Here is a 14,945-nt window from a genome sequence, read left to right as displayed (position 1 = left end):
GGGACCTCATTAAAATTCATTGCGTAATGCCTGGTAACCGCGCACCAGCTCGACGTTGGTGGCGGCCACTTCTTCCGAAAACTGCAGCGCGCCGCGATCGACCTGGCGATAGCGCGACAGGTCGCTGTCCGGCCCCACGCGCTCGGTCGAGGGGATATAGCGGTTTTCCGGCAGCGTTACGCCGTCCACCACCGCGTTGTAGCGCACCACGCAGCCGGACTGAACGTGGCAGTTGAACAGCACGCTGTTGAAGCCGATAAACACCCGATCGTCGATGCGGCACGGGCCGTGCACGATGGCGCGGTGGGCGATCGAGCTGTAACGGCCAATAGTCACCGCCGCCCCGCTCTTGGAATGGATCACCACGCCGTCCTGAATATTGGAGTGCGAGCCGATGACGATCGGCTCCATGTCGCCGACGGCGTTCAACTCATCGGCGCGAATTACCGCATAAGGGCCGACGTAAACGAAATCCTCAACGATCACCCGGCCGCAAATAATAGCGGTGGGATCGATGTAGGCCAGCGGCGAGACCTGCGGCAGATGGCCGCTGGGATTTTTACGCAGCATGGTGTTCTCCCCGCCAGCTCAGCTCCGCCACCGCATTGTGGGCATGCAGGCTCTCCTGATGCTCGACGCGCAGCGAAAAAGCGCGGTAGTCGCACTGGCTGCGCAGCATGCGATACAGACGGCGCGCCGCGTCCTCGCAAAACATCAGATTCTGACCGTTGGCCAATGCGAAGGCCTGTTCGTCGCAGCGTTTCACCAGCGTTTGCACCGGCGTGCCCAGCGCGTGTTCGATGCGATCAATCAGTTTCACCGGCTCAAACGCCCGTTCATTCTCGGGCGTCACGGTGATCCAGGCCCAGCTGCGCTGGCTGTGGGGGGTGGCCGGCATCCCTTGCTCCAGTAGCCACTCGCTCACCTGCCGTTGGCTGACCCGCTCCACCGCCTGTTCAAAATCAAACTGGAACTGTTGCTGCGCCAGCTGACGGCTGAGCGCCGCCGAACTCGGGCAGGTGGAGGAATAAGGCACGCCGACGGTCAGTGCCAGCGTCAGCGTATCCGTCAGAGTGGCCTCAATGCGCAGCGGATAGGCTTTCCAGCCGCGCTGCGGCGACAGCAGCGCCGGGCGTGACAGCAACAGCTCGCCACTGATCGACAAGCTGGCGCGATCGCTGTGTTCCGGCTGCGAAGCCAAAAAGGCCTGCAGCGTAAGGCCGATGCGCTGCGGCGTCAGCTCGCCCTGCGTCAACTCGTCCAGCGCCAGATACAGCCGCGACATGTGAATGCCGCGCTCGCCCGCCGCTTCGGCGCGCAGGTTGATACCGGCGTCGACCTTCGCCATCAATGGCTTGCCGGCCAGCTCCAGCGGCAGCGCGATCCCTTGCATCCCGACCCAATCGAGCCCGACATCACTCATTTCGCCGCGCCATGCCTGAGCATCCGGCAGCGAACGGCGTGGTGGAAGTGCAACTTCGTTCATACATCCCCTTGCGTTATTGTGACTTTGCCGGGGAACGGTAACATGATTTTGTTATATTATAACATAACATAAAAAACTTTTTTCTTGCCGCTGAACGGGCTGATTAATCAAGTCGCAGAAAACTCAGCGATTTTGCTCAATGGATTGGGCTGCTGGTCAGAGTGCGATACACTAACGCTATTGCTGATTAACCCATGAGCCTCTATGCGTGGTTTACCCTTTTGGATACTGTCGTTGTGCCTGACGGGCTCTGCCCTGGCCGCGACAACACCGCCCGCGCCCAGCGCGGCGCCGCTGCCGGACATTCGCCAGAGCGGCTTTGTTTATTGCGTCAGCGGCATACTGAATACCTTCAACCCGCAAATGGCCAGCAGCGGCCTGACGGTGGATACCCTGGCCGCCCAGCTGTACGATCGCCTGCTGGACGTCGACCCCTACACCTATCGCCTGATCCCCGAGCTGGCGCAGAGCTGGGAGGTGCTGGACAACGGCGCCACCTACCGCTTCCATCTGCGCAAGGACGTGCCGTTTCAGACCACCGCCTGGTTCACGCCCACCCGCAAGATGAACGCCGACGACGTGGTATTCAGCTTCGCCCGCGTATTCGATCAGAAACACCCGTATCACGACGTGAACGGCGGCGAATACCCCTATTTCGACAGTCTGCAGTTCGGCGATTCGGTGCAGAGCGTGAGAAAGCTCGACGACTATACGGTGGAGATTCGCCTGCAGTCGCCGGACGCCTCGTTCCTGTGGCACCTGGCGACCCACTACGCGCCGGTGCTGTCCGCCGAGTACGCCGATCTGCTGACGCGTGAGGGCCATCAGGAGCTGATCGACCGCGAGCCGGTCGGCAGCGGCCCGTTCCTGCTCAACGAATACCGCTCGGGGCAATATATTCGCCTGGCGCGCAACGCCGCCTACTGGAAAGGGCTGCCGCGCATGCCGCAGGTGGTGATCGATCTGGGCGCCGGCGGCACCGGCCGCCTCTCCAAGCTGCTGACCGGCGAATGCGACGTGCTGGCTTATCCGGCGGCCAGCCAGCTGTCTATCCTGCGCGACGATCCGCGCCTGCGCCTGACGCTGCGTCCGGGGATGAATATCGCCTATCTGGCGTTCAACACCCGCAAACCGCCGCTCGACAACCTCAATGTGCGCCAGGCGATCTCGCTGGCGATCAACAACCAGCGGTTGATGCAGTCTATCTATTACGGCACGGCGGAAACCGCCGCCTCGATCTTGCCGCGCGCCTCCTGGGCCTATGACAACGACGCGCACGTCACCGAGTACGATCCGGCCAAATCTCGCGAGATGCTGCGGCAGGCCGGCGTCGGCCAGCTGAACCTGAAGCTGTGGGTGCCGACCGCCTCCCAGTCTTACAACCCGAGCCCGCTGAAAACCGCCGAGCTGATCCAGGCCGACCTCGGCCAGGTGGGCATCAACGTCACCATCGTGCCGGTGGAGGGTCGCTTCCAGGAAGCGCGCCTGATGGAGATGAACCACGATCTGACCCTGACCGGCTGGGCCACCGACAGCAACGATCCGGACAGCTTCTTCCGGCCGCTGCTGAGCTGCGCGGCAATCCGTTCGCAAACCAACTATGCTCACTGGTGTGACCCGAGCTTCGACGAAGTGCTGCAGAACGCGCTGCTGTCGCAGCAGCTGTCTCAGCGCATCGACAACTACCGCAAGGCGCAGAAAATCCTCGAGCAGCAATTGCCGGTGCTGCCGCTGGCGTCTTCCCTGCGCCTGCAGGCCTATCGTTACGACATCAAGGGATTGGTGCTGAGCCCGTTCGGCAACGCCTCGTTCGCCGGGGTGTACCGTGAATCCGCGCCGGAGGTGAAAAAGTGATTATCTTTACCCTGCGCCGCATTCTGCTGCTGCTGATCACGCTGTTCTTCCTGACGCTGGTCAGCTTCAGCCTGAGCTATTTCACGCCGCGCGCGCCGCTGAACGGCGCCGCCCTGCTGGACGCCTATCAATTCTACTTCGTCAGCCTGCTGCACTGGGACTTCGGCGTCTCCAGCATCAACGGCCAGGCGATCAGCGAACAGCTGCGCGAAGTGTTCCCGGCCACCATGGAACTGTGCCTGCTGGCCTTCGCCCTGGCGCTGTTTATCGGCATTCCGCTGGGCATCATCGCCGGCGTGCTGCGCGGCAAGTGGCAGGACACCGCCATCAGCACCTTCGCGCTGCTGGGCTTTTCGATGCCGGTGTTCTGGCTGGCGCTGCTGCTGATGCTGTTCTTCTCGCTGCATCTCGGCTGGCTGCCGGTTTCCGGCCGTTTCGATCTGCTGTATCAGGTGAAGCCCATCACCGGTTTCGCGCTGATCGACGCCTGGCTGTCGGACTCGCCGTATCGCGCCGAGATGATCGGCAGCGCCCTGCGTCACATGATCCTGCCGATCGCCGCGCTGGCGGTGGCGCCCACCACCGAAGTGGTGCGGCTGATGCGCATCAGCACCGACGACGTGCTGAGCCAAAACTACATCAAGGCCGCCGCCACCCGCGGCCTGTCGCGCTTCACCATCATTCGTCGCCACGTGTTGCACAACGCGCTGCCGCCGATCGTGCCCAAACTGGGGCTGCAGTTCTCCACCATGCTCACGCTGGCGATGATCACCGAAGTGGTGTTCAGCTGGCCGGGCCTCGGCCGGTGGCTGATCAACGCCATTCGCCAACAGGACTATGCGGCGATCTCCGCCGGCGTGATGGTGGTCGGCACGCTGGTGATCACCATTAACGTTCTGGCCGACATTCTGGGTGCGGCAACCAACCCGCTGAAACATAAGGAATGGTATGCCCTTCGATAACGTATACCGCGAGAAAAAGATGCCGAGCCCGCTGCGCTACACCTGGCGGATTTTCTACGGCGACGCGCTGGCGATGATCGGTTTTTACGGCGTGATCGCCCTGTTGCTGCTGTCGCTGTTCGGCAGCCTGCTGGCGCCCTACGCGCTGGATCAGCAGTTCCTCGGCTATCAACTGCTGCCGCCGTCCTGGTCGCGCTACGGCAACGTGTCGTTCTTCCTCGGCACCGACGATCTCGGGCGCGACATCCTCAGCCGCCTGTTGACCGGCACCGCCGCCACCTTCGGTTCCGCGCTGGCGGTGACGCTGGCCGCGGCGTTCTGCGGCGTGATCCTCGGCGTGTTCGCCGGCGTCACCCACGGGCTACGCTCGGCGGTGCTCAACCACATCCTCGATACCCTGCTGTCGATTCCGTCGCTGTTGCTGGCGATCGTGGTGGTGGCGTTTATCGGCCCCAAGCTTGAACACGCCATGCTGGCGGTGTGGCTCGCCTTGTTGCCGCGCATGGTGCGCACCATCTACAGCGCGGTGCACGACGAACTGGAGAAAGAGTACGTGGTGGCGGCCCGGCTTGACGGCGCTTCCACGCTGCAGATCCTGTGGTACGCGGTCATGCCGAACATCGCGGCGGTGCTGGTGACCGAGTTCACCCGCGCGCTGTCGATGGCCATTTTGGATATCGCCGCGCTCGGCTTCCTCGATCTCGGCGCGCAGTTGCCTTCGCCGGAATGGGGAGCGATGCTCGGCGATTCGCTCGAGCTGGTGTACGTCGCGCCCTGGACGGTGATGCTGCCCGGCGCGGCCATCCTCGTCAGCGTGCTACTGGTTAACCTGTTGGGCGACGGTATGCGCCGCGCAATCAATGCCGGGGTGGAATAATGCCGTTACTCGATATCCGCAATTTGACGATTGAATTTATGACCGCCGAAGGGCCGGTCAAGGCGGTCGATCGCGTCAGCATGACGCTGACCGAGGGCGAAGTGCGCGGGCTGGTGGGCGAATCGGGCTCCGGCAAGAGCCTGATCGCCAAGGCCATCTGCGGCGTAACCAAAGACAACTGGCGCGTTACCGCCGATCGCTTTCGTTTCGACGACATCGATCTGCTGCAGCTGAGCCCGCGCGAGCGGCGCAAGCTGGTGGGCCACAACGTCTCAATGATCTTCCAGGAGCCGCAGTCCTGTCTCGACCCTTCCGAGAGCATCGGCCGTCAGCTTGCGCAGGCCATCCCGGGCTGGACCTATAAGGGCCACTGGTGGCAGCGCTTCAACTGGCGCAAACGCCGCGCCATCGAATTGCTGCACCGCGTCGGCATCAAGGATCATGACGACATCATGGGCAGCTTCCCGTACGAGCTGACGGAAGGCGAGTGCCAGAAAGTGATGATCGCCATCGCGCTGGCCAACCAACCGCGCCTGCTGATCGCCGATGAGCCGACCAACGCCATGGAACCGACCACGCAGGCGCAGATTTTCCGTCTGTTGGCGCGCCTCAACCAGAACAACAACACCACCATTCTGCTGATCAGCCACGACCTGCAGATGATGAGCAAGTGGGCCGATCGAGTGAACGTGCTGTACTGCGGGCAAACGGTGGAGAGCGCCCAGTGCGAAGAGTTGCTGGCGGCGCCGCACCACCCTTACACCCAGGCGCTGATCCGCGCCATGCCGGACTTCGGCCGCTCGCTGCCGCACAAAAGCCGGTTGAATACGCTGCCGGGCGCCATTCCTTCGCTGGAACACCTGCCGATCGGCTGCCGCCTGGGGCCGCGCTGCCCTTACGCACAGAAGAAGTGCATCGAAACGCCGCGCCTGCGGCCGGTCAAAAACCACTTCTTCGCCTGCCACTTCCCGCTGAACATGGAGGAGCAATAACATGGAAACGCTGTTGGAAGTGCGCAACCTGAGCAAAACCTACCGCTACCGCACCGGGCTGTTTCGCCGCCAGCACGTCGAGGCGGTGAAATCGGTCAGCTTTACCCTGCGCGAAGGCCAGACGCTGGCGGTGATCGGCGAGAACGGCTCCGGCAAATCCACGCTGGCGAAGATGCTCTCCGGCATGGTGGAACCCACCGCCGGCGAGCTGCTGATCGACGATCATCCGCTGGCGTTCGGCGATTATCGTTACCGCAGCCAGCGTATTCGCATGATTTTTCAGGATCCGAGCACCTCGCTCAACCCGCGCCAGCGCATCGGCCAGCTGCTGGATGCGCCGCTGCGGCTGAACACCGATCTTGAGCCAGCCGAACGCGAGCAGCGTATCAACCAAACGCTGCGCCAGGTCGGCATGCTGCCGGATCACGCCTACTACTATCCGCACATGCTGGCCTCCGGGCAAAAACAGCGCGTCGCGCTGGCCCGCGCGCTGATCCTGCAACCGAAGGTGATCGTCGCCGATGAGGCGCTGGCCTCGCTGGACATGTCGATGCGCTCGCAAATCATCAACCTGATGCTGGAGCTGCAGGAAAAACACGGCATTTCCTATATTTATGTCACCCAGCACCTCGGCATGATGAAGCATATCAGCGACCAGGTGCTGGTGATGCACGAAGGGGAAATCGTCGAACGCGGCAGCACCGCGGAGGTGTTGGCGGCGCCGCTGCACGAATTGACCAAGCGCCTTATCGCCAGCCACTTCGGCGAGGCGCTGACCGCCGATGCCTGGCGGCGCGACGGCGGCCGCTTCTGAGTCACACTTTCACCTCCAAACCCGCTGCGGCGGGTTTTTTATCACCTTGCACGCCTGCCGCTTAGCAAGAAAGCGCACATGCAAATTACATTCTTGTTATATATCCTTATATTTTATTCCTTTCAGTTATTGATTAGTCCGTAACATTATTTTATCTCGCCAGGGCGATCGGTGAGGATATCCCCTACGTTGCACTTCTCATACGACAGGATATCGCACTGATGAACAGCATTCGCCATCGCCGCCTTACGCAGTTTCTGCTCACGCTGGCAGCCGGTTTTTCTGTTTACGGCCACGCCCTCTGCTGTGATGAGCTGCGCTAAAACCGCCTTTCGCCCCGCCTGCGGGCATGTTGCCTCTTTGTCCAGCCGACGCTGCCGCGCGCAGCGGCGGTTGTTGATCATGATTAAGGATTGACCCTATGGAACGACTCCGTCGACAACATAATGCCCAGTGGTATCACGAAACCCAAAGCAGCGTGCGGGGCGATGCGCCGCTGGAACCCCAGGCGGCCACCCTTCGCGATCGCTTTCTGCTGGGGCTGGGCGCCTTCGCCGATGAAGCCTTAAACAATGCGCTCAGCGCTCACGCCGGGGTGTTCAGCGCCTCGTTGGCCGGTTACCACGCGCTGTTTCCCGACCAGGTGCCGCTGTCACGATACGTGACATTGTCACCCTACGATCGCCTCAGCACCGCGTTGACCGTCGCTCAGGTGACGGGCGTGCAATCGCTTTGTAGCCACTACGCCGCCCGCCTCACCCCGCTGCACAGCCCGGACGCCTCCCGGGAAAGCAATATCCGCCTTGCTCAGATCACCCAATATGCCCGCCAGCTTGCCAGCCAGCCCACGCTGATTTGCCGCAAGGCGCTGCAACAGCTCGCCGACGTCGGGCTGAGCCCGGCGGATATTGTCACCTTTTCGCAGGTGATCGGTTTTGTCAGCTATCAGGCGCGCGTGGTCGCCGGCGTCGCGGCGTTGGCCGGCCGGCCGGCGGTGGTGGTGCCCGGCTTTCCTAACGTCGAAGACGCCGATGGCATCGCTTTCAGCGCCGACGAACTGAATTGGTCTGCCCGCCTGCCGCCGATCGACGCGGAAACCGCCGCCGCCGAACAGCTTGATGTGTTGGATCAAAGTCACCCGCAGGCGCGCGCCGAATCTTATTATTTGCTGTTAGCCCACGACGCCGCCACCCTGCGCGAGCGCAACGGGGTGTTCAACGGCATCAATGCCGAAGGATATGGGTTATCGAGTCGCCTCAAGGCGCTGGCGACGCTGGCGGTCTCGCGCATCAACGGCAGCCGTTACTGCGCGGCCACCGTCGCGCAAGAATTGCAGGATGAAGGATTGGTTCAGGCGCTGTTCGCCGGGCTGCCTCAGGGGCTGGCGTATACCGAAGATTCGGTAAAACTCGCAGTGATGCGCACCGCCGCCGAGCTGACTCGCGCACCTGAGAAGTTCACCCCGCAGAGCGTGCAGCCGCTGTTCAACAGCGGCCTGGATCAGGCGCAGGCGCTGGAGGTGATCCTCACCGTCGCGCTCTACGCCTGGGAAAACCGCCTGCGCCAAACGCTGGGCGATGCGGAATCTTTCAGCGCTATCGACTGAATACCACTACGCGGCTAATACTGGCCGCAATACATTCTTCCTTCAGATATTTTGCCGCCGCAACCACTCGCTGGCGGCATCGAAAAACTTCTGCGCCAACGGCGTGGCGCGCTCCGACATATCGACCACCACCGCCGCATGACGCGGCATGGCGGCGATGGCCACCGGACGCCGCTGCAATGCCGGCATCAGCGGCGATTGCAGTTGGCCGCGCGGGAACAACCCGCAGCCCAACCCGACGAAAATCCCCTCCAGCAGTTGGAAGATAGAGGTAGTTTCCAGCCGCGGGTGCAGCGTCAATCCAGCGTCGCGGAAATGCTGATCGAGATAGCGGCGGAAATAACGCGTCGGCTCGGCCAGACACAGCGGCAAGGCAGCCACCGCCTCCAGCGGCAACGGCGCATCCCCCACCAGCTTAGGGAAATGCTGCGGATGAAACACCAGCTCGACGCCGGTTTCCACCAGCGGCTGCGATTGGAAATGCAGTTCTTTCAAGGTCGACAGCTCGAAAAAGCCGATGCCGATATCTACGGTGTGCGCCGTCAGCGCCTCCAGCAGCTGATCGGCGCTCAGCACCGCCAGCCGATAATCAAGATGGGGATAACGTTCGCTGACCGCCTTGAGCATTTCCGCCACCGAGATGCTGCACTGCGGCACCACGCCGAGGCGCAACGTGCCGTGCAAGCCGTGCTTGAGCGACTCCACCTCCAGTTTCAGCCCTTGGTAGACCGAGACGATCTCGCGCGCCCACGCCAACACCCGTTCTCCCTCGGCGGTAAAGCCGCCGAAATGGTTGCCGCGGTTAATCAGCGAAACGCCCAGTTCTTTTTCCAGATTTTTCAATCGCATGGACAGCGTCGGCTGGCTGACGAAGCTGGCTTCCGCCGCCCGGCCGAAGTGGCGCTCCCGTTCTAAATTACACAGATAAATCAGTTGTTTAATATCCATAGCGCGGCTCAATGATCGGCATTCGCACCAGTATACCACCGGGCGCCGCCGCCCGCCCGGTGAGTCAGAGTTTGAGCTTCACGTAATCCGCCAGGCGCGAGAACACGCCGCCCTGCGGCACCGCCCGCAGCGCCACCAGCGGCAGGGTTTTCACCACCTGGCCATTGTCGCTGATGCGGATCTCGCCGACGATTTGTCCTTTGTTGACAGGCGCTTCCAGCCGCGCAACGTTGAGCACGTACTGCGCCTTCAGCTTGTCCGCCTCGTTTTTCGGCAGGCTGAGCGACTGGTCCTGCGCGCTGCCGACCGGCAAGCGGTGGCTTTCGCCGTACCAGATCGGCTCTTCCCCCAGGCTCTGGCCGGCGCTAAACAGGTGTACCGTGCTAAAGTCGCGCAGCCCCCAGCTCAGCAGCTTGCGCGCCTGTTCCTCGCGGCCTTTTGAACTTTTGCCGCCCATCACCACGGCGATCAGACGGCGATCTCCTTCGGTGGCGGAAGCGATGATGTTGAAGCCGGCCGAGGCGGTGTGTCCGGTTTTCAGGCCGTCGACGTGCAGGGTCTTATCCCACAGCAGGCCGTTGCGGTTCTGCTGCGTGATGCCGTTCCAGGTCAGCGATTTCTCGCTGTACATATGGTATTCCGCCGGCTCGCTCATGATGATGGCGCGCGCAATCACCGCCAGATCGCCGGCGGTGGTGAACTGCCCCGGCGCATCCAGCCCGTGTACCGTTTCGAAATGGGTGTTCTGCAGGCCCAGTTGCGCGCTCTTCTCGTTCATCAGCTTGACGAAGTTGGCCTGGCTGCCCGCCACATAGTCCGCCATCGCCACGCAGGCGTCGTTGCCGGAATCGATGATGATGCCGCGGCTGAGATCGCGCACCGTGACCCTGTCACCAGGCTTCAGGAACATTAACGAGGAGCCTTTGAACACCGGGTTGCCCTGCGCCCAGGCGTCCTTGCCCACCGTAACGACATCATCGAGGCCAATCTTATGCTCATCGAGCGCATGATCGATCACCAAACCGGTCATCAGTTTGGTCAGGCTGGCCGGATTGCGCCGCTCGTCGGCATTGCCGGCAGCCAGCACCTGGCCGGTGGTGTAATCCATCAATACGTAAGAGGCGGCGTCTATCGCCGGTGGGGTCATGGTGGGAAAATGGGACGCCGTTTCCGCCGCCTGCGCCGCTAAAGGCAGTAAGATACCGCCGATCACCACTGATACTGAACGCTTCACGCTGTGTTCCTCAGGCCCGCAGGCTAAATAAAATGCCAATATAATCCGCGAGATAGACTGCATGAATTCACTTTCAGGCGAAACCATTACTCTTTTGCAGCGGGTGTCTTTATGCAACCATTTGTTTAGGTCAGCGTCCGCCTGCGATAGATATGCTCTATGCCGCCATTGCCCCATTCGATTAGACGCCTGCCTGCCGCGCCCCTAAACTTGTGACATAAATACGCAAGACGCATAAAAAAGCGTTTACTTTTTAGCTACAACCACCTGCGAAGTGTCACCATGAAATTCAAACCGTCAATCAAGCCTTATACCGGCCCAGCGGGCGGCTGGGGTTCGCTTGAAGCCACCACCCGCTTTGTCCTCGACAGTAAACAAACCCTAAAAAACATGCGCAACCTGATGCGCGTCAACAAGGCGCGCGGCTTCGACTGCCCCGGTTGCGCCTGGGGCGACGACAACCACAGCACCTTCAGCTTCTGTGAAAACGGCGCCAAGGCAGTCAGTTGGGAAGCGACGCGCAGCGCCGTCGAGCCAGAGTTCTTCGCCGCGCACAGCGTCAGCACCCTGCAGCAGCAGAGCGACTATTTCCTCGAATATCAGGGGCGCCTCACGCATCCGATGCGCTACAACGCCGAAACCGACCACTATGAGCCTATTCATTGGCCGGACGCGCTGGCGCTGATCGCCAGGCACATCAACGCAATGGACAACCCGAACCAAATCGAGCTGTATACCTCGGGCCGCGCCAGCAACGAAGCGTCGTACCTTTATCAACTGTTCGGCCGCATGCTCGGCACCAGCAATTTCCCCGACTGCTCCAACATGTGTCACGAGGCGAGCGGCGTCGGGCTGAAGCAAAGCATCGGCGTCGGCAAAGGCACCATCCGCATCGATGACTTCGAAAAAGCCGACGCCATCTTCGTGTTCGGTCAAAACCCCGGCACCAACCACCCGCGCATGCTGCACAGCCTGAAAAACGCCGCCCGACGCGGCGCGCGCATCGTCAGTTTCAACACCCTGCGCGAGCGCGGGCTGGAAAGATTCGCCGATCCGCAGGATCCGGTGCAGATGCTGACGCCAAAATCCTCGCCGATCAGCTCCTCCTATTACCAACCGAATCTGGGCGGCGATATGGCGGCGGTGCGCGGCATGGTGAAAGCGCTGCTGGAAACCCACCGCCAGCGGCTGGCCGCCGGTGAGCCCCCCCTGTTCGACCTGGCGTTTATCGAACGGCACAGCGTCGGCGTGGAGGCATACCTGGCGCAGGTGGATGCGACCGAGTGGCGGGCCATTACCGCGCAATCGGGCCTGAGCGAAGCGCAATTGCGCCAGGCGGCGGCCACTTACCAGGGCGCCGAGCGGGTGATCTGCACCTGGGCGATGGGCGTGACTCAGCATAAGCACTCGATTGCGACGGTGCGTGAAATCACCAACCTGCAGCTGCTGTTCGGGCAACTGGGCAAACCGGGCGCCGGTCTGTGCCCGGTGCGCGGCCACAGCAACGTCCAGGGCAACCGCACCATGGGGATTGACGAGAAGTCGCCCAAGGCGCTGCTCGACAGCCTGGAACGCCACTTTAACTTCACCGCCAATCGCGCGGTGGGCCACAACACGGTGGAAGCGATCGAAGCGATGTTGCGCGGCGAAGTGAAAGTGCTGATCGCGCTGGGCGGCAATCTGGCCGCCGCGGCGCCGGACACCGAGCGCACCGCCCGCGCCCTGCGCAACTGCGATTTGACGGTACACATCAGCACCAAACTTAACCGCAGCCACCTGGTGACCGGCAAAGACGCGTTGATCCTGCCGACGCTGGGCCGCACCGAATTGGACATGCAGGCCAGCGGCTCGCAGTACATCACTGTCGAAGATTCTTTCAGCATGGTTCACGCTTCGGAAGGCATCGGCAAACCGCTGGCGGATACCCAACGTTCGGAAACGGCGATCGTCTGCGGCATCGCCGACGCGGTGCTGGGCACGCAGCAGCTGGACTGGCTGGAGTTGGCCGACGACTACTCGCTGATCCGCGATCATATCGCCGCCACCATTCCCGGCTTTGAGGATTTCAACCGTCGCTGCGAGCAGCCCGGCGGATTCTACCTGGGCAATGCCGCCGCCGAACTGCGCTTTGCCACGCCGAGCGGCAAGGCGGAATTCAGCGCCGCCGCGCTGCCGGCGACCCTGTTCCCGCAACTGGGCGACGTGCAAGCGCCGTTTACCCTGCAAACGCTGCGCTCGCACGATCAGTACAACACCACCATCTATGGCCTGGATGACCGCTACCGCGGCGTTTACGGCCAGCGCGAAGTGTTGTTCATCCATCCGGAAGATCTGGCGGCGCTAGGCCTGCAGGATGGCGAACGGGTTGAGATAGAGACTCTGTGGAACGATGGCGTGGTGCGTAAAGTGGACGGATTCAAGCTGGTGAGTTACGACATTCCGCGTGGCAACCTGGCGGCCTACTACCCGGAAACCAACCCGCTGGTGCCGCTGGCCAGCTTCGGCGACGGCACCGGCACCCCGACGTCGAAGTCGATCCCGGTGGCGATTCGCCGCAGCGAACAGCATCCCTCGCTGCGCATTGCCTGAAAACGCGCGCCCGGTTCACGCCGGGCGCTTCAATATCGCCAGGATGGTCTGTAATTCGTCGGACAGCTGATGCCGTCGCCAGACGAAGTACAGATCGCTCACGCCCTCCTCGCCCATTTCCACCACCTTCAGCCCCGGAGCGGGCAAAATCTGCGGCAGCAAAGAACCCGGCACGCAGGCGACGCCGCAACCTGCCTGCACGCAGGCCGCCATCGCGGCATAAGACTCCATTTCCAGCGTCATGCGCGGTTTCAGCCCGCGCGAGGCCAGCCAGTGATCCACCTTCAGGCGGAACGAGCATTCTCGGCTGAACGTGTAAAATTCCAGCGCCGCCAGCGTGGCGGCATCGGGCTGCCCGGCATCAGCCGGCATCAGCATCACCAGCCGTTCGTCAAACGCCTTTTGGCTGGCCAGCAACGGATGTTCAATCGGGCCGTCGGTGATCGCCAGATCGAGGGTACTATCGATCAGCATGCGCTCCAGCACCAATGAATCGCGGCTGAGCACGTTGATCTGCAGATGGGGTTGTAAATGGCGCAGCCGGGCGATGCGCGCCGGCAAATGGCTGACCAGCGAGAAATCCAGCGCTCCGAGGTTCAGTAGCCCATGCTGATGTTCTCCGGCGAACAGCTGCTTGCTGCGCTCCGCCTGCGCCACGATGTCGCGCGCCTGTTGGTAGAACAGCCGGCCTTTGGGATTGACATACAGCCGGTTTTTATCGCGGAAAACAGCTCGCCGCCCAACGTCTCTTCCAGCTCGCGCAGCCGCAGCGTGACGTTGGAAGGCACGCAGTGCAGCTCACGGGCGGCGGCGGCGATGGTTTTGTGTTCCACCACGGTGCAGAAAAACTTCAGCTGGCTCAGCTTCATCTATCATTCACTTTTAGTTAGTGTTTTAGTTAAAAACAATCACTTTAGATTAGCATCGATTTCACCTACAGTCTGTCGACACCTTGAGGAGGAGCACTGATGCCACTGAATGATTTACTGACGCTGCCCGGCGTGGCGGCCCAACCGGACGCGGTAACCGACGGTTACGTGTTCAACCACACCATGATCCGCGTGAAAGACCTGACCAAAGCGCTGGATTTCTACACTCGCGTACTGGGTTTTACCCCGGTCTATCTGGAAGAATTCAAAGAGGCCGCCTTCACCATCTGCTACCTGACGCGCAGCCCGCGCGAGCAGATCCCGCAGGATGACGACGAACGCAAACGCTGGGCGCTGAGCCAACCGGGCATTCTCGAGCTGACCCATAACCACGGCACCGAAAATCAGGCGGATTTCCATTACCACAACGGCAACGGCGAGCCGCGCGGCTTTGGCCACCTGTGCGTCACGGTGCCGGACGTGCGCGCCGCCTGCGAGCGTTTTGAGCGCCTGGGCGTCACCTTCCAGAAACGCCTGCATGAAGGCCGCATGAACTACGTCGCGTTCATTCGCGATCCGGACGATTACTGGATTGAAATCCTGCAGCCGACGCCGCTGCAGGACTGATTACCTCCCTCCTTCACCCCGGCCTGCGCGCCGGGGTTTTTCATCGTTCGCCCTTCGATTGACCAATCTTGCGCAAAATCGAGCGGC

The 14,945-nt window shown here is 61.8% G+C and carries 15 protein-coding genes; 8 read left to right on the top strand and 7 right to left on the bottom strand.

Annotated elements, in window-relative coordinates:
* Window positions 1–9: 9 nt before the first annotated feature.
* Both ITX55_RS01170 and folE2 read right to left on the bottom strand, forming a co-directional pair.
* Window positions 10–570: a carbonate dehydratase gene (locus ITX55_RS01170; protein WP_033643236.1), complete on the bottom strand. Its 561-nt coding sequence runs from the start codon at window positions 568–570 to the stop codon at window positions 10–12.
* Window positions 560–1,486 (bottom strand): GTP cyclohydrolase FolE2, encoded by a 927-nt coding sequence (folE2, locus tag ITX55_RS01165; RefSeq protein WP_033643237.1) that lies wholly within the window; start codon window positions 1,484–1,486, stop codon window positions 560–562. The genes ITX55_RS01170 and folE2 overlap by 11 nt, the downstream gene beginning before the upstream one ends.
* Before the next feature lie 204 nt (window positions 1,487–1,690).
* Between folE2 and sapA the strand changes: the two genes are divergently transcribed.
* The 5 genes from sapA to sapF are packed head-to-tail and all read left to right on the top strand — an operon-like array spanning window position 1,691 to window position 6,985.
* A complete protein-coding gene (gene sapA / locus ITX55_RS01160) occupies window positions 1,691–3,340 on the top strand; it encodes an ABC transporter substrate-binding protein SapA (RefSeq protein ID WP_033643238.1) in 1,650 nt (549 codons plus the stop codon).
* Window positions 3,337–4,302 (top strand): putrescine export ABC transporter permease SapB, encoded by a 966-nt coding sequence (gene sapB, locus ITX55_RS01155; RefSeq protein WP_004930575.1) that lies wholly within the window; start codon window positions 3,337–3,339, stop codon window positions 4,300–4,302. The genes sapA and sapB overlap by 4 nt, the downstream gene beginning before the upstream one ends.
* A complete protein-coding gene (sapC, locus tag ITX55_RS01150; protein ID WP_004930580.1) occupies window positions 4,289–5,179 on the top strand; it encodes a putrescine export ABC transporter permease SapC in 891 nt (296 codons plus the stop codon). Before sapB ends, sapC begins: the two co-directional genes overlap by 14 nt.
* Window positions 5,179–6,171, top strand: coding sequence for a putrescine export ABC transporter ATP-binding protein SapD (gene sapD, locus ITX55_RS01145; protein WP_016927551.1), 993 nt, complete (start codon window positions 5,179–5,181; stop codon window positions 6,169–6,171). Before sapC ends, sapD begins: the two co-directional genes overlap by 1 nt.
* 1 nt (window position 6,172) lies before the next feature.
* Window positions 6,173–6,985, top strand: a complete 813-nt coding sequence (gene sapF / locus ITX55_RS01140; RefSeq protein WP_016927550.1) for a putrescine export ABC transporter ATP-binding protein SapF — start codon at window positions 6,173–6,175, stop codon at window positions 6,983–6,985.
* Window positions 6,986–7,131: 146 nt separating this feature from the next.
* Here sapF and ITX55_RS01135 read toward each other — a convergent pair whose 3' ends face one another.
* Window positions 7,132–7,389: a hypothetical protein gene (locus ITX55_RS01135; RefSeq protein WP_046898217.1), complete on the bottom strand. Its 258-nt coding sequence runs from the start codon at window positions 7,387–7,389 to the stop codon at window positions 7,132–7,134.
* 17 nt (window positions 7,390–7,406) lie between these two features.
* Here ITX55_RS01135 and ITX55_RS01130 point away from each other — a divergent pair, with 17 nt between their 5' ends.
* On the top strand, window positions 7,407–8,591 hold the full coding sequence (locus ITX55_RS01130) for a peroxidase-related enzyme (RefSeq protein ID WP_223084708.1): 1,185 nt from the start codon (window positions 7,407–7,409) through the stop codon (window positions 8,589–8,591).
* A gap of 42 nt (window positions 8,592–8,633) precedes the next feature.
* On the opposite strand, the gene ITX55_RS01125 is transcribed toward ITX55_RS01130, so the two are convergent.
* Together ITX55_RS01125 and dacD are read right to left on the bottom strand one after the other, a co-directional pair.
* Entirely contained in the window at window positions 8,634–9,539 is a 906-nt protein-coding gene (locus ITX55_RS01125) for a LysR family transcriptional regulator (protein ID WP_033650272.1), read from the bottom strand.
* A 64-nt stretch (window positions 9,540–9,603) separates the two neighbouring features.
* Window positions 9,604–10,773: a serine-type D-Ala-D-Ala carboxypeptidase DacD gene (gene dacD, locus ITX55_RS01120; RefSeq protein ID WP_047026317.1), complete on the bottom strand. Its 1,170-nt coding sequence runs from the start codon at window positions 10,771–10,773 to the stop codon at window positions 9,604–9,606.
* 282 nt (window positions 10,774–11,055) lie between these two features.
* On the opposite strand from dacD, the gene ITX55_RS01115 reads away from it, so the two are divergent.
* Window positions 11,056–13,362 carry an FdhF/YdeP family oxidoreductase gene (locus ITX55_RS01115; protein WP_060660654.1) on the top strand — a complete coding sequence of 769 codons (2,307 nt, stop codon included), beginning with the start codon at window positions 11,056–11,058 and terminating at the stop codon, window positions 13,360–13,362.
* Window positions 13,363–13,377: 15 nt separating this feature from the next.
* Here the strand turns inward: ITX55_RS01115 and ITX55_RS23950 are convergent, their stop codons facing one another.
* Together ITX55_RS23950 and ITX55_RS23945 are read right to left on the bottom strand one after the other, a co-directional pair.
* Window positions 13,378–14,019: a substrate-binding domain-containing protein gene (locus tag ITX55_RS23950; protein ID WP_370632574.1), complete on the bottom strand. Its 642-nt coding sequence runs from the start codon at window positions 14,017–14,019 to the stop codon at window positions 13,378–13,380.
* Window positions 13,959–14,231, bottom strand: a complete 273-nt coding sequence (locus tag ITX55_RS23945; RefSeq protein WP_255612125.1) for a LysR family transcriptional regulator — start codon at window positions 14,229–14,231, stop codon at window positions 13,959–13,961. The genes ITX55_RS23950 and ITX55_RS23945 overlap by 61 nt, the downstream gene beginning before the upstream one ends.
* Before the next feature lie 99 nt (window positions 14,232–14,330).
* On the opposite strand from ITX55_RS23945, the gene gloA reads away from it, so the two are divergent.
* Entirely contained in the window at window positions 14,331–14,858 is a 528-nt protein-coding gene (gene gloA / locus ITX55_RS01105) for a lactoylglutathione lyase (RefSeq protein WP_019452681.1), read from the top strand.
* The last annotated feature ends 87 nt before the right edge of the window (window positions 14,859–14,945 follow it).

The sequence above is a fragment of the Serratia sp. EWG9 genome (assembly GCF_019913725.1).
GTDB classification, from domain to species: domain Bacteria; phylum Pseudomonadota; class Gammaproteobacteria; order Enterobacterales; family Enterobacteriaceae; genus Serratia; species Serratia ureilytica.
This window is presented reverse-complemented; position numbering and strand designations above follow the sequence as displayed.

Coding starts and splice junctions, on each gene's coding strand:
- sapF (WP_016927550.1), top strand. CDS start 6,173: ATGGAAACGCTGTTGGAAGTGCGCAACCTGAGCAAAACCTACCGCTAC.
- ITX55_RS01130 (WP_223084708.1), top strand. CDS start 7,407: ATGGAACGACTCCGTCGACAACATAATGCCCAGTGGTATCACGAAACC.
- ITX55_RS01135 (WP_046898217.1), bottom strand. CDS start 7,389: ATGATCAACAACCGCCGCTGCGCGCGGCAGCGTCGGCTGGACAAAGAG.
- gloA (WP_019452681.1), top strand. CDS start 14,331: ATGCCACTGAATGATTTACTGACGCTGCCCGGCGTGGCGGCCCAACCG.
- ITX55_RS01115 (WP_060660654.1), top strand. CDS start 11,056: ATGAAATTCAAACCGTCAATCAAGCCTTATACCGGCCCAGCGGGCGGC.
- sapD (WP_016927551.1), top strand. CDS start 5,179: ATGCCGTTACTCGATATCCGCAATTTGACGATTGAATTTATGACCGCC.
- ITX55_RS01170 (WP_033643236.1), bottom strand. CDS start 570: ATGCTGCGTAAAAATCCCAGCGGCCATCTGCCGCAGGTCTCGCCGCTG.
- sapA (WP_033643238.1), top strand. CDS start 1,691: ATGCGTGGTTTACCCTTTTGGATACTGTCGTTGTGCCTGACGGGCTCT.
- sapC (WP_004930580.1), top strand. CDS start 4,289: ATGCCCTTCGATAACGTATACCGCGAGAAAAAGATGCCGAGCCCGCTG.
- folE2 (WP_033643237.1), bottom strand. CDS start 1,486: ATGAACGAAGTTGCACTTCCACCACGCCGTTCGCTGCCGGATGCTCAG.
- ITX55_RS23945 (WP_255612125.1), bottom strand. CDS start 14,231: ATGAAGCTGAGCCAGCTGAAGTTTTTCTGCACCGTGGTGGAACACAAA.
- ITX55_RS01125 (WP_033650272.1), bottom strand. CDS start 9,539: ATGGATATTAAACAACTGATTTATCTGTGTAATTTAGAACGGGAGCGC.